This window comes from Clostridium sp. JNZ X4-2 (assembly GCF_054889485.1).
Window position 1 is genome coordinate 3236752 of sequence record NZ_CM142685.1, and the last position, 13575, is coordinate 3250326.

11 protein-coding genes, 5 tRNA genes and 1 riboswitch are annotated in these 13575 nt (G+C 34.5%); of the genes, 1 reads left to right on the forward strand and 15 read right to left on the reverse strand.

The features are described 5' to 3' along the window. Positions 1 to 26: 26 nt before the first annotated feature. The 13 genes from secA to ACYUJ6_RS15625 form a co-directional block, all read right to left on the reverse strand. Positions 27 to 2534, reverse strand: a complete 2508-nt coding sequence (secA, locus tag ACYUJ6_RS15565) for a preprotein translocase subunit SecA (protein WP_461843612.1) — start codon at positions 2532 to 2534, stop codon at positions 27 to 29. Positions 2535 to 2704: 170 nt separating this feature from the next. Next, on the reverse strand, positions 2705 to 3232 hold the full coding sequence (hpf, locus tag ACYUJ6_RS15570; RefSeq protein WP_461843613.1) for a ribosome hibernation-promoting factor, HPF/YfiA family: 528 nt from the start codon (positions 3230 to 3232) through the stop codon (positions 2705 to 2707). 297 nt (positions 3233 to 3529) lie between these two features. Next, complete coding sequence (locus tag ACYUJ6_RS15575) at positions 3530 to 3724, reverse strand: alpha/beta-type small acid-soluble spore protein (protein ID WP_369703166.1); 195 nt, start codon at positions 3722 to 3724, stop codon at positions 3530 to 3532. Positions 3725 to 3932: 208 nt separating this feature from the next. After that, the gene (locus ACYUJ6_RS15580; RefSeq protein WP_461843614.1) at positions 3933 to 4706 is read right to left on the reverse strand and encodes an SDR family NAD(P)-dependent oxidoreductase; all 774 of its coding nucleotides are present in this window, start codon (positions 4704 to 4706) and stop codon (positions 3933 to 3935) included. Positions 4707 to 5271: 565 nt separating this feature from the next. Beyond that, on the reverse strand, positions 5272 to 5919 hold the full coding sequence (locus tag ACYUJ6_RS15585) for a ComF family protein (protein ID WP_461843615.1): 648 nt from the start codon (positions 5917 to 5919) through the stop codon (positions 5272 to 5274). Between the two features lie 5 nt (positions 5920 to 5924). Continuing rightward, entirely contained in the window at positions 5925 to 6947 is a 1023-nt protein-coding gene (locus ACYUJ6_RS15590) for a hypothetical protein (protein WP_461843616.1), read from the reverse strand. Next, positions 6931 to 9168, reverse strand: coding sequence for an SF1B family DNA helicase RecD2 (recD2, locus tag ACYUJ6_RS15595; protein WP_461843617.1), 2238 nt, complete (start codon positions 9166 to 9168; stop codon positions 6931 to 6933). Before recD2 ends, ACYUJ6_RS15590 begins: the two co-directional genes overlap by 17 nt. A 114-nt stretch (positions 9169 to 9282) precedes the next feature. Beyond that, the gene (gene metK / locus ACYUJ6_RS15600) at positions 9283 to 10458 is read right to left on the reverse strand and encodes a methionine adenosyltransferase (protein ID WP_461843618.1); all 1176 of its coding nucleotides are present in this window, start codon (positions 10456 to 10458) and stop codon (positions 9283 to 9285) included. Positions 10459 to 10529: 71 nt separating this feature from the next. Further along, positions 10530 to 10634, reverse strand: a riboswitch (SAM riboswitch). Between the two features lie 70 nt (positions 10635 to 10704). Further along, positions 10705 to 10789: transfer RNA gene (locus ACYUJ6_RS15605), tRNA-Tyr, on the reverse strand. Positions 10790 to 10794: 5 nt separating this feature from the next. Next, a tRNA-Thr gene (locus ACYUJ6_RS15610) sits at positions 10795 to 10870 on the reverse strand. Between the two features lie 16 nt (positions 10871 to 10886). Continuing rightward, positions 10887 to 10962: transfer RNA gene (locus ACYUJ6_RS15615), tRNA-Val, on the reverse strand. Positions 10963 to 10970: 8 nt separating this feature from the next. After that, positions 10971 to 11055: transfer RNA gene (locus ACYUJ6_RS15620), tRNA-Tyr, on the reverse strand. A 5-nt stretch (positions 11056 to 11060) separates the two neighbouring features. After that, positions 11061 to 11136: transfer RNA gene (locus ACYUJ6_RS15625), tRNA-Thr, on the reverse strand. Between the two features lie 272 nt (positions 11137 to 11408). Between ACYUJ6_RS15625 and yyaC the strand changes: the two genes are divergently transcribed. Then, positions 11409 to 11948, forward strand: a complete 540-nt coding sequence (yyaC, locus tag ACYUJ6_RS15630; protein WP_461843619.1) for a spore protease YyaC — start codon at positions 11409 to 11411, stop codon at positions 11946 to 11948. Positions 11949 to 11985: 37 nt separating this feature from the next. Here the strand turns inward: yyaC and mreB are convergent, their stop codons facing one another. Both mreB and spoIIID read right to left on the reverse strand, forming a co-directional pair. Further along, positions 11986 to 13017 carry a rod shape-determining protein MreB gene (mreB, locus tag ACYUJ6_RS15635; protein ID WP_461843620.1) on the reverse strand — a complete coding sequence of 344 codons (1032 nt, stop codon included), beginning with the start codon at positions 13015 to 13017 and terminating at the stop codon, positions 11986 to 11988. Between the two features lie 100 nt (positions 13018 to 13117). Further along, complete coding sequence (gene spoIIID, locus ACYUJ6_RS15640) at positions 13118 to 13372, reverse strand: sporulation transcriptional regulator SpoIIID (RefSeq protein ID WP_461843621.1); 255 nt, start codon at positions 13370 to 13372, stop codon at positions 13118 to 13120. Positions 13373 to 13575: the final 203 nt, after the last annotated feature.

Here is a 13575-nt window from a genome sequence, read left to right on the forward strand (position 1 = left end):
TCACTCTCCATCATGTATTTACAATTTTAGGCAGTTCTTCCACAGCAATTTTTATATTTTTTCCCACTGCCGCAAGGACAAGGATCATTTCTTCCTACAGTCTTTTCCTTTCTTACAGGTCTTTTCTTTACCACACTGTCTTCCTGTTGATTGGTGCTCAAATTTTTAGCCACTCTCTCTCTTTCCGGTGCTCTCTCTATTTGAACATGAAGCAAATACTTTATAGTATCCACCTTGATGTTGTAGATCATTTCATTAAACATTTCGCTGCCTTCAAATTGATATGCCTGAGCAGGCTCCTGCTGCCTGTAAGCCCTCAGTCCAATAGCCCTCTTTAAATGCTCCATGTCATCTATATGATCCATCCATCTTGTATCAACGACCCTCAGCAGAATGACCCTCTCAATTTCCCTCATCTGCTCTGGAGTAAATTCTCTTTCTTTTTCTTCATAAATCTTTACACCTATGTCTGTAAATTTAGCTTTAATTTCTTCATTGGCAAGATTGATAATGTCTTCTTCTTTAACAGAACCCTTAGGTATATACACTTCTTCCATATAGTCAATTAACTTTGCTATTTCATCTTCAAAGTCCTCTTCTACACCAGATATATGAGAATCCACGATAGAAGATACCATATCTTTTATCATGTTCAGCATATCTTCTCTCAAATCCTCACCTTCAAGAACCTGAGATCTCTGTCTATATATAATTTCTCTCTGTTTATTTATTACATCGTCATATTGAAGCAGTGTTTTTCTTATGTCAAAATTGTTTCCTTCTACTTTCTTCTGGGCATTTTCTATAGCGTTGCTAACCATTTTGCTCTCTATAGCCTCATCATCTTTAAGGCCTAATTTTTCAACTATGCCCTGAAGTCTGTCTGATCCGAATATTCTCATAAGATCATCCTCAAGAGATACATAAAATCTCGACATTCCTGGATCTCCCTGACGACCTGAACGTCCTCTAAGCTGGTTGTCAATTCGTCTGGATTCATGCCTTTCCGTACCTATTATCTTGAGTCCCCCTAGGGCAACTACGCCTTTACCAAGTTTTATATCCGTACCACGTCCAGCCATATTAGTTGCTATGGTAATAGTTCCCTTTTCGCCTGCATGAGAAATTATATCTGCCTCTTTTTCATGAAACTTTGCATTTAAAACTTGATGTGGAACTCCTCTCTTCTTAAGCATATCTGAAAGCAGTTCGGACTTTTCTATACTTACCGTACCTACAAGCACCGGCTGGCCTTTTTTATATGTTTCATATATTTCATCGGCTATAGCCTTAAATTTCCCCTTGGCATTTTTATAGACTATGTCCGGCAAATCCTTTCTTATAACCGGTTCATGGGTAGGTATAGCTATTACATCCAGCTCATATATTTCCCTAAATTCATTTTCCTCAGTCTGGGCAGTACCCGTCATACCTGATAACTTGTTGAACATCCTAAAATAATTCTGATATGTAATAGTGGCCAGAGTTTTAGATTCCCTCTCAACCTTGACTCCCTCTTTGGCTTCTATAGCCTGATGAAGTCCATCACTATATCTTCTTCCCTCCATCATTCTTCCTGTGAATTCATCTACTATTAATACTTCACCGTTTTTTACCATGTAGTCCTTATCTCTCTTCATTATATAATTGGCCTTTAAGGACTGAACCACGTAATGTTGTATTTCCATATTTTCCGGATCTGCATAATTGTCAAAATGGAAGAAATCTTCGGCTTTCTTTACACCTGTATCCGTAAGTATTACCGCATTTGCCTTTTCATCTACAGTGTAATCCTCTTTTTGCAGGGATTTTGCAAAACTGTCTGCTACATTATAGAATTCAGTTGACTTTTCGCCCTCTCCTGAAATAATAAGCGGTGTTCTTGCTTCATCAATTAAAATTGAGTCAACCTCATCCACTATGGCAAAGTTCAATCCTCTCTGAACTCTTTCTTCTTTATATATAACCATATTGTCCCTCAAATAATCAAAACCAAATTCACTGTTTGTTCCATAGGTTATATCACAATTATAAGCTTCCTGTCTCTGAGCCTGATCCATGTCATGTAAAATTACACCTACTTTAAGGCCCAATGCTTCATATATTGGTGCCATAGAATCTCTGTCCCTTTTTGCAAGGTAGTCATTTACTGTAATTATATGCACGCCTTTACCTGTAAGGGCATTTAAATAAGCTGGTGCAGTGGCAACCAATGTTTTACCTTCACCAGTTTTCATCTCCGATATCCTTCCTTGATGCAGCACTATTCCACCTATTAACTGCTCTTTATACTGTTTTAAACCTATATTCCTATATCCTGCTTCTCTAACAACTGCAAAAGCTTCAGGCAGTATTGAATCCAAAGACTCACCTTTAGAAATTCTATCCTTAAATTCAGCTGTTTTAGCTTTAAGTTCCTCATTAGTTAATTTCTTCATTATTAAATCCATGCTATCTATTTTATCTGCTATAGGGATAACTCTTTTTACTTCTCGCTCACTGTATGATCCAAATATTTTTTGAAAAAGTTTCATTTTTTTCATCCTCACCACGTTAAATTTTATAAAAATTCATGCATTATAAATTATATCATCTAATTATTAGCTATTCAACTCATATGGGTAATAGTTTACTTTAGCTTAATAATATAAGCTGTATTTTAAAGTATAAAAAGAGGAAGCATTTGCTTCCTCTACGCTGCTAATTAAAATTCAGGTTCTATTAACCCGTAATTTCCATCCCGTCTTCTATAAACCACATTTACTTCTCCATTTTCAGCATCCCTGTATACGAAAAAGCTATGACCCAAGAGCTCCATTTGAAGAACTGCCTCTTCTGATGACATAGGTTTCACTGCAAATCTCTTAGTTCTTACTATTTTATGTTCTTCATTATCCTCTTCCACATCATTTTGTATGAATTGGAATTTTAAAGATTTAGAATTGTTTCTCCTTAAAAGTTTTGTTTTCTGTTTACGTATCTGTCCTTCTAACTTATCTAAAACCAAATCTATTGAAGCATACATATCCTCATTTTCTTCTTCTCCTCTTAGTATAACTCCTGCAAAAGGAATTGTGACTTCAATTTTCTGCCTATTTTTTTGTACACTTAATGTAGCATGAGCCTCTACATCAGGGTTGAAATACTTATCAAGCCTAGATAGTTTTTTCCTCACAACATTTTTCAATGCATCAGTTATCACAATATTCTTTCCAGTTACAGTTATTTTCATATTTTCAGCCCCTTCCTTATTGTTGTCCCAAACAAATTAAATATGTTCAGGGTTAAATTACTTTATATTTATTAATATTATTGTAATACTACTTGGTATAAATTACAATAGTCACTGATTTACACCTTTTTCCATTCTTAATAGAATAGTTCCAGTGCCTCTATTTAAACATTTCTATAGTGACACCGTATTCATCCGTGAAAACATGAAATAGATAAGCAACTGTCCATTAAAAATTCACATAAAAAAACCTGTACCTTATAAATTAAAAGTACAGGTTTTTCAATATATTATCTACTACTTCAAATTTTGCTCATATGCTTCAATCATTTTTTTAACCATATTTCCACCTATTGAACCAGCTTCTCTAGAAGTTAAATCCCCATTGTATCCATTTTTTAAATTTACTCCAACTTCTTTTGCTGATTCCATCTTAAATTGATTCAGTGCTTCTTTAGCCTGTGGAACCACTGGTTTATTACTGTATGCCATAATACTCACTCCTTTTTATAGTAAACTTTACTGCTTACAATTACAGTTTGTACTTTACTACAAAAATTATTCCCGGTAATTAAGTGAGCTTTTGTAAATATTTAGAACTTAAAATCATGCTTTATTACCATCAACTTCTTCCACAAATTCCATCTGCTCACTTGTCTCTGTGTTTTCTACACAATCACCATCCTGTTTTTTTGATCCTCTATAATTTTCTTATTAACTCCCATATAAGCATCATAATCTCATGTGGAATAAATTTAGCTGCTATTCGATGAATAAAACATATTGGTCCCGGAGTGGATACTGGAAGTCCTATTCTGCTGTCATTAAGTGCACTACTCACTACATTTTCTGCCTTACTTGCAAATATAAAATTCTTTATTTCTTTTCCATCTCCATTATATTTTGCTTTGGAAATAAATTCAGTGTCCTTAATCCAGTAAGGACAAACTGCTGTTACGTGTATACCTCTTGGCAGCAATTCTAATCTAAGAGCCCTGCTATATCTATAGAGGAATGCCTTTGTAGCAGCATATACATTCAGGTATTGAAAAGGCTGAAAAGCAGACGTTGAACAAATTTCAAGAATACGGCTTTTCTTTTTCATGTATGGCAATACAGCTATAGTCATGTCCACAGCAGCACGACAATTTAAATCTATCATATTATCGCTGTCCAGGCGGCTTATATCATTATAATTTCCTATCTTACCAAATCCCGCTGCATTTACTAAAATATTTACCTGAGGTTTTCGGATTTTCAAATATTCTATGAAGCCATCAATATTTTCTCTCCTGGTAAGATCAAGAGGGAAAACTACAATTGGAACGTCAACCTTGCTAGCCAATTCCTCAAGACGTTGTTTTCGCCTTGCAATCACCCAGATTTCACTAACATATTTTTCTTTAGAGGCAATTTGCCGAACAAACTCCCTGCCTAATCCACTTGAAGCTCCAGTTATTATAGCAATACCCATTTTCCCCTCCTTATGGTTTTAGCATATTTTTGCGGTCTTAAAATTTTTTGCAGATTAATTATTTTTTCATAAAAAACACAATTTGATATTAAAGTCATTATTCATTATTATTAACATAAACCCGGAAACTATAGCTATTATAAAATAATCTACTGATATGTTATTTACATTTTTAATTTTAATTTTTCCCACTGCATCTTTGCTATTAGGAAATCATAAACTTGCCGTATCTAAGACATAATTTAGTGTGTTTCAATTTTTCTAGGTCGGGAATAGGTCGGAATTTTTTATTTTCAAAAGAAAACATAGCAGCCCTTTATGAGCTGCCATGACGCACCATTGGTGCAATGTCAAGCCAGCTGACCTGGTCTTTGACCCCACACTCGCCTGCTGGAATTTTCACTACCCGGAATTATCCTCTCACTACTAACCCTCTCGTATTCTTACGGCAGGACTTACTTCTAAGCCGCACCATGCTCATTAAACATTTTATTTAACTTACGTGGATCGTTTCGCCTGCGACTGGCATCGACTTTCAACCACAAACCTAGCTTGACTATTAAAATTATACCCTACTTTTTGCTCCAGTCAATATATTAATTTTTTTTGCTCCATTTTTCAAGAGTTCCTCACTACAGTAAAAAGCCGTAGCACCAGTAGTTATAACATCGTCTATCAATAAAATTTTCTTATTTTTAATATGATAATTATCATGAACTTTAAAGCTTCCCTGTATATTGTTCCATCTATCCTCCCTGCTCAATCCTATTTGATCTTTAGTATCCCTGGTTTTGGTCAAACAGCATACAACAGGTTTACCAACATATTTTCCCAGAGTCCTTGCCAGGTATTCACTTTGGTTGTATCCCCTTTTTTTAAGAGATTTCTTTGTCATAGGAACATAAGTTAAAATATCAAAAGCTATATTGCTGTTGTAGATAGTATCTTTCATATATGAAGCTATAATATCTCCAGATCTAAAAGAATTTTTATATTTCAATTTTATTACAAGTTCCATCATAGCACCTGAATAATATGCACTGCTGTAGCAGATGAATTCACGATCATAATTTCCAATTTGAAAACTGTCCCTGCAAATTCTTATATTGTCTTTACACATTTTGCATATGTTTTCATCATCATATATATCTTTTTTACACAATACGCATTTTCCATCACCACAATATACCAACTCCAATACACAGTCCAACAAAAACTCTAACTTCTCAATAAACCCATATCCCATGCTTCTCTGTTAAAGTTTCTAGTTATACTTCTGGCCTTTTCCATATCTTCCGTTTCCAAATTTGCCACCAGTATAACCTCTCCCTTTACATTTTTTTCACCTCTTCTCATATTTCCACATAAATAAACAAATTTTTTATAGTTGAGATTTGTATTATCAGCAAAGTACACCATTATATCTGAATTCTTTCCATTAGATAGGATTTGTTGAAAACTGTCAGTTATTAATATTGAATTCTTTACCTGTAAGAATTTATTTATAGATTTCTTATTAGATTCTTCCTCTACAAAATATATAATACTTTTACAAAAATTCTTGCAATACTTATGAATATAGGAATAGACATTTTCCACTTTAAGTCCATCCGGCACATATATTATGGCCTTTCTTCCCTGACTTAAGGACCACTTCAAGTAGTCATATACTACAAATGGTATATCTTTATTCATGTCAAATCTGGTAAGTATAGTTCTAGGCTCTACTATAGGACCTTCTTCTGCAATGGGAAAAAACAATTCCCTTCTATTCTTAAGTATATTTTGTATTGAATATACAATTACCTTGCTCTGCTTATAGATTAATCTGTCAACTAAGTAAATTATTTCATAACTGTTATACATAGAAAAACTATTTATATCATCGTATATAACCAGCTGAAACTTTTCTTTTAATCTTAAAGCATTTTGAAAGCTGCATATTTTAAATATACAATTCACATTATTTTCTGCATTTCTTAAGTAAGCATAATTTCTAAAACTTGTATATTTCTTTATATTTTTTATTATGTCAATGTTATCAGGATTTTCGTCTGTAATATAAATTACATTTCTATTTTGTTTAATATATGTGATAATAATGTCCATAAAAACCTTAGAGGAATTGTATGGGACAGAAATAACATTTAAAAATTTTTCTCCAATGCTATCCCATTTCACTATTTCTTTTTCTATTTCCTTAATCTTATGAATAAAATTCATCTTATTCCACAACAACATTTGTTTCACTCTCCATTATATCCATTATTCTGTGTTTTAATAATGAATATCTTTCAAAGCTTTTATTATTATTTATCATAAAATTCAAGGCTTTCAAATCTCCTACCAATACTACCATCTGCTTTGCTCTGGTTATAGCTGTATACAATAAGTTTCTGTTCATAAGTAAAGGCGGACCCATAAATACAGGTAAAATAATTACCGGAAATTCACTTCCTTGACTTTTATGTATGGTTATTGCATAGGACAAATCCAGTTCATCTAAATGCATGTTATCGTAAACAACCCTCCTGCCTTCATCAAATACAACCGTTACTGTATTTTTTTCTTCATCTATATGGTCAATGCATCCAAAATCTCCATTAAAAATTCCCATGCCTTCTTCTGAGTTTTCTTCTGAAATTTCGGTCCACTTTAAAGTATAATCATTTTTAATCTGCATTACCTTGTCACCTAATCTAAAAATAGTATTTCCAATCTTTTTCTCCTTTTTTTCAGGGATTTTAGGATTCAAAACCTCCTGAAGTTCAGCATTTAAATTGGACACTCCCAAAATACCTTTTCTCATTGGAGATAATATTTGAATGTGCTGCATTTTGTTCCAGTTTTTATTGAAGTTTGGCAATCTTCTGTTAATCAGGCTTATCACTGTATCCAATATATCTGAAGGTTTTTTACACCTTATAAAATAAAAATCCTTGAGTCTTTTATTCAAGATAGGCATTTCTCCTGAATTTATCTTATGGGCATTTACTATAATCATGCTTTCTTTTGACTGCCTAAATATTTCCTTCAACCTAACTACTTTAATACAATTACTATCTATAAAATCCCGGAGTACATTTCCCGGTCCCACTGAAGGAAGCTGCTGTGCATCTCCTACTATTATAAGTCTGGTCCCAACTGAAATGGCCCTTAATAAATTATTCATAAGCATTATATCTATCATGGAAGCTTCATCTATAATTACCACATCACATTGAAGGGGTGATTCCTCTCCTCTTGAGAAAAACATGGCTTCTTTATCATTCTCCACCCCCATCTCCAGTAATCTATGTATGGTTTTTGCTTCTCTTTCAGTAGCTTCTGACATTCTTTTGGCCGCCCTGCCAGTAGGCGCTCCCATAAGTACCTTGTAATTTGCCTTTTCAAATAATTGAATTATACAATTGATTATGGTGGTTTTGCCTGTGCCTGGCCCACCTGTTATTATTTCTACACCATTTTTTACTGCTCCCCTAATAGCATCTTTCTGAGAAGGTGCAAATTCAATATGATTTTTGTCTTCAAAATTTTTAATTTCTTCATCCACATCAAAACCTATGTCCTTGTAATCACTGAAAGCAAGGGTTAAAATTTTTTTGGTTACACTTAATTCACAATAATAATATGTCATTGGAAATACACAGAGATTGTCATCATATTGCTCCAGCTTTATCTTCCCATTTATAGAGTTTTCATATATATTTTCTTCTAACTCCGCTTTAGTTACTCCAAGTATGCCTTCTCCTTCTTTAATAAGTTTATCTATGGGCATATAAGTATTCCCCAAAGTGCAGAACTGATTTACCACATATCTTATTCCACTTTGTATTCTAAAGGGGGAGTTTCTTTCTATTCCAAGGCTCCTTGCTATTCTGTCCGCTGTTTTGAATCCTATGCCTCCTATTTCTTCCGTAAGGATATATGGGTTTTCTTTTACTTTGCGTATTGAATCAGCTCCAAATTTTTTGTGTATTTTTACACATTGGTTTGGAGTCACTCCATAAGTTTGTAAAAATATCATTACATTTCTTATTTCATTTTGTCTGGAATAAGATTCTGCTATTAAAGCTATCTTTTTTTCTCCTATACCTTCTATTTCCCTCAGTCTGTTTATGTTGTCATCCAGCACATGAAGAGTATCTTCTCCAAATTTTTTAACTATTTTTCTGGCAGTAACAGGTCCTATACCAGATATAATTCCCGAGGATAAATACCTTTCTATACCCATAGCAGTATCAGGTACTATTTCTTCACAAACCTGGACCTTAAACTGGCGCCCGAAGTGAGGATGTAATACCCATTCTCCTAAAACCTTCAAGTTTTGTCCTTCTGTTATATAAGGTATGCATCCCACTATAGTTACTGTATCTTCTTTTTTTTTCATCTTAGCAACTACATATCCATTGTCTTTATTTTGAAATATTATATCTTCTACAATTCCCTGTAAATCCTGCATAAGCTCTCTCCCACTTTAACAAACATATAAAATCTATATCTTTGAATATAATTATAGCACATAAGTTTAGCTTAAAAAAAGCTCTGTAAATTTACATACAGAGCTTCTACAATTCTAGATATATTTTTTTATATCATCAACCTTATTCAATTTTTCCCAGGGTAAATCTATATCGGTTCTTCCAAAATGCCCATAAGCTGCAACCTGTCTGTATATTGGCCTTCTCAAATCCAAGTCCCTTATTATAACAGCTGGTCTTAAATCAAATACCTTCTCTACTATATTAACTATTTTCTCTTCTGATACTTTTCCAGTGTTGAAAGTATCAATAGTTATAGATACGGGTTTTGCCACACCTATAGCATATGCAAGCTGTATTTCCAACTTATCTGCAACACCAGCAGCTACCAGATTTTTTGCCACCCATCTTGCAGCATAAGCAGCTGATCTATCCACCTTGGTTGGATCCTTCCCTGAAAATGCTCCACCACCATGTCTTCCATATCCGCCATAGGTGTCCACTATTATCTTTCTTCCTGTAAGACCAGAGTCTCCCTGAGGTCCGCCAACTACAAATCTACCTGTTGGATTTATGAAGTATTTGGTATTTTCATCCAGAAACTTCTGTGACACAACAGGCTTTATAACATGTTCAATTATATCACTTTCAATTTGTTCTTTAGTTACCAGTTCATCATGCTGTGCAGATACAACTATAGTATCAACTCTAATGGGTTTATTATCATCATATTCTATAGTCACCTGAGTTTTTCCGTCTGGTCTCAAGTACCTTAAAGTTCCATCCTTTCTAACCTGTGCCAGTCTTTTTGCCAGCTTATGAGCCAAACTTATGGGCATAGGCATATATTCCGGAGTTTCATTAGTGGCAAATCCAAACATCATACCTTGATCTCCTGCTCCTATGGCATCTGTTTCCTCCATCTGTCCTTTTTTGGCTTCCAGGGATTGATTGACTCCCATAGCTATATCTGATGATTGTTCATCAATTGAGCTCAGCACTGAGCAGGTATCACAATCAAATCCATATTTGGCTCTGGTGTATCCTATTTCCTTTACAGTTTTCCTAACTATTTTAGAAATATCTACATAGCATTTAGTTGATATCTCTCCCATAACCAAAATCATACCTGTAGTAGTAGCAGTTTCACATGCTACTCTTCCATACGGGTCTTGTTTTAATATGGCATCCAGAATTGCATCTGAAATTTGATCGCACATTTTATCTGGATGACCTTCTGTAACTGACTCAGACGTAAATAATTTTTTCATTTTCAATACCTCCATACTGTATAAAAAATAAAAACCTCTTCAAATAAGAAGAGGTTAAATAATTAACTGCTCTCTTATCTTGCAAAATTAACTTGCAGGAATTGGCACCTTGGCAAAACTTCTACTGGTTGCCGGGTTTCATCGGGCCTTTTTCCCTCCGCCTCTCTGGATAAGAGTCTATATTATTGATTTACAACAATTATAAAAATTTTAATAAAATAAAAAACACCCTAACAGTGCTTTTTATGGTGGAGGAAGATGGATTCGAACCATCGAAGTCACTGACAACAGATTTACAGTCTGCCCCCTTTGGCCACTCGGGAATTCCTCCGCATTTGGTGCTGGCAGTAGGCTTCGAACCCACGACCTACTGATTACAAGTCAGTTGCTCTACCTGCTGAGCTATGCCAGCTTATTTTGTTATAATGTGGTGGGCACAACAGGGCTCGAACCTGTGACCCTCTGCTTGTAAGGCAGATGCTCTCCCAGCTGAGCTATGCGCCCCCAATATTTGGTGGAGGAAGATGGATTCGAACCATCGAAGTCACTGACAACAGATTTACAGTCTGCCCCCTTTGGCCACTCGGGAATTCCTCCACATTTGGTGCTGGCAGTAGGCTTCGAACCCACGACCTACTGATTACAAGTCAGTTGCTCTACCTGCTGAGCTATGCCAGCTTATTTATTTCATATAAGTACACTAAAATAGAACATAAAGGCGTTTAACGTAGTTTAGTATACATTTTTGTGCAATTATTTTCAAATTTCATATTACATTAAAATCTAATGTTAAATGTTTATTTCTTCATGTATCTCGTTATTCCTTCAGAAATCACATACCTGTGATTTAGACATAATAATTTACATAATTCCATCATATAAATTATATATAGTATTCTCTTTGGATACTATCCATAGGCACTGCATACACATAAAGAAGGTGAAATATATTGAATAAAGTAAAATCCAACTATAAGAATCCACTGGCATATTACGATTTAGCCTATTTTTTAAAAGATCACATCAACAAGGATACCATCATCGTATGTATAGGTACAGATAGATATATAGGGGACTGTCTTGGCCCTTTAGTAGGTACCCTGCTAAAGTGCAAGCACTTTCCCCTGCCGGTTTATGGTACAATTTCAGAGCCCATACATGCTTTAAACATTGAAAGTAGACTAAATGAAATAAAATTGCTTCATCCCCATAGCAACATTATAGGTATTGATGCCTGTTTAGGAGATTCCAAAACCATTGGAGAAATACAGGCAAGAGACTTTCCTGTTCATCCCGGCAAAGGAGTGGGAAAATCTCTTCCCAATGTAGGAGACTCCTCAATAATAGGCATAGTTGATTCAAATGGCAATGAGGATATATTCAGCAATACCAGCAATATACGTTTGAATCTAATTTTAAATATGGCTGAAGTAATACTTTATTCACTAATTCATTCATATTATCTCTATTATAATAATATCTTATTGTAGATATATAGACAAATTTTTTAACACCAATAAAACATTTTCAATCTATTAAGGTTATATCATCACCAGTAAAAATGACTTCCATTTTGTCCAAATACTCAAGAACCTTTCCTGTACCTAAAGCTACACAGGATACCGGATCTTCAGCTACATAAACAGGTACATGAGTTACCTCCTGTATTAAATCACCTAATCCGTTTAGCAAGGCCCCTCCTCCAGTCATAACAATACCTTTTTCAGCTATGTCAGCAGATAATTCTGGAGGAGTTTTTTCCAATACCGCCCTAGCCGTATCTGCTATGGAATTTACAGTCTCCTTCAATGCTATTCTCATTTCTTTAGATGATACTTCCATATTCTTGGGAAGTCCTGTGATTAGATCTCTCCCTCTTATTTCCATACTTGTTTCTTCATCTTTGTTAAATGCAGAACCTATATTTATCTTTAAGTCTTCCGAAGTCCTCTCTCCAATCATCAATTTATGTTCTTTCCTAATATATTTCATTATGGCTTCATCAAACTTGTCTCCTGCCACTTTAATTGAGGATCTTACTACTATTCCCCCCAGTGAAATTATGGCCACATCAGTAGTTCCGCCACCTATGTCTATTACCATGCTTCCACTTGCCCTAGTTATATCGATTCCAGCTCCTATAGCTGCAGCCAGGGGCTCTTCAATTAAAAACACCTTCTTTGCGCCTGCATTTTTAGCTGCATCAATTACAGCTCTTTTTTCAACCTCAGTAGCCTCACAGGGAATACAAATAACTATCCGCGGTGCTGACATTCTTTTTTTTCCACAAGCTTTTTCTATAAAATACTTTAACATCTTCTCTGTTACATCGTAATCAGATATAACTCCATCTTTTAATGGTCGAATGGCAACAATGTTACCCGGCGTTCTGCCTATCATCTGCCATGCTTCTTCTCCCACTGCCAGTACTCTGTTTTTACTTTTATCTATGGCAACAACCGAAGGTTCTTTTAATATTACACCTTTGCCCTTAATATACACAAGCACTGTAGCCGTACCTAAATCTATTCCCATATCAGTTCCTATATTAAAAAACATCCCTTTTTTCACTCCTAATCCAACTTGCTTTTCGTAATAAAAACGTAAATTTATTTACTATTTATTATCATATCATATTCTAATTATAATGGGAATGTTTTTAACCTTCAATAGCTTTATATTTCATTTTAGTGGCCTCTCCACCTCTTATGTGTCTTTCTGCCTTATTATAATTCAATATACTCTTAGCCTCTTGTGCAACCTGTGGATTTATCTTAGGCAATCTTTCGGTCATATCTTTGTGTATGGTGCTTTTGCTCACTCCAAAAACTTTGGCAGTTTTTCTTATGGTAGCTTTAGAACCTATTATATATTTGGCAACCTCTAAAACTCTCTCTTCAATATAATCTTTCAAATTCATTCAACTCCTTTATTTCTTATACCATTTTTTATATCAAAACTTTTTCTGGATTTTCCGTTTACTTTTTACAGCTGTTCTTTATACAAATATCAGTTAATAATCAAAACCATATATATGTAAATGCTTACATGTATTTTTCTATTCAAAGAAATCTTTTAATCTGTAACTTGTCCCTCATATATAAATATGCCCTTTTA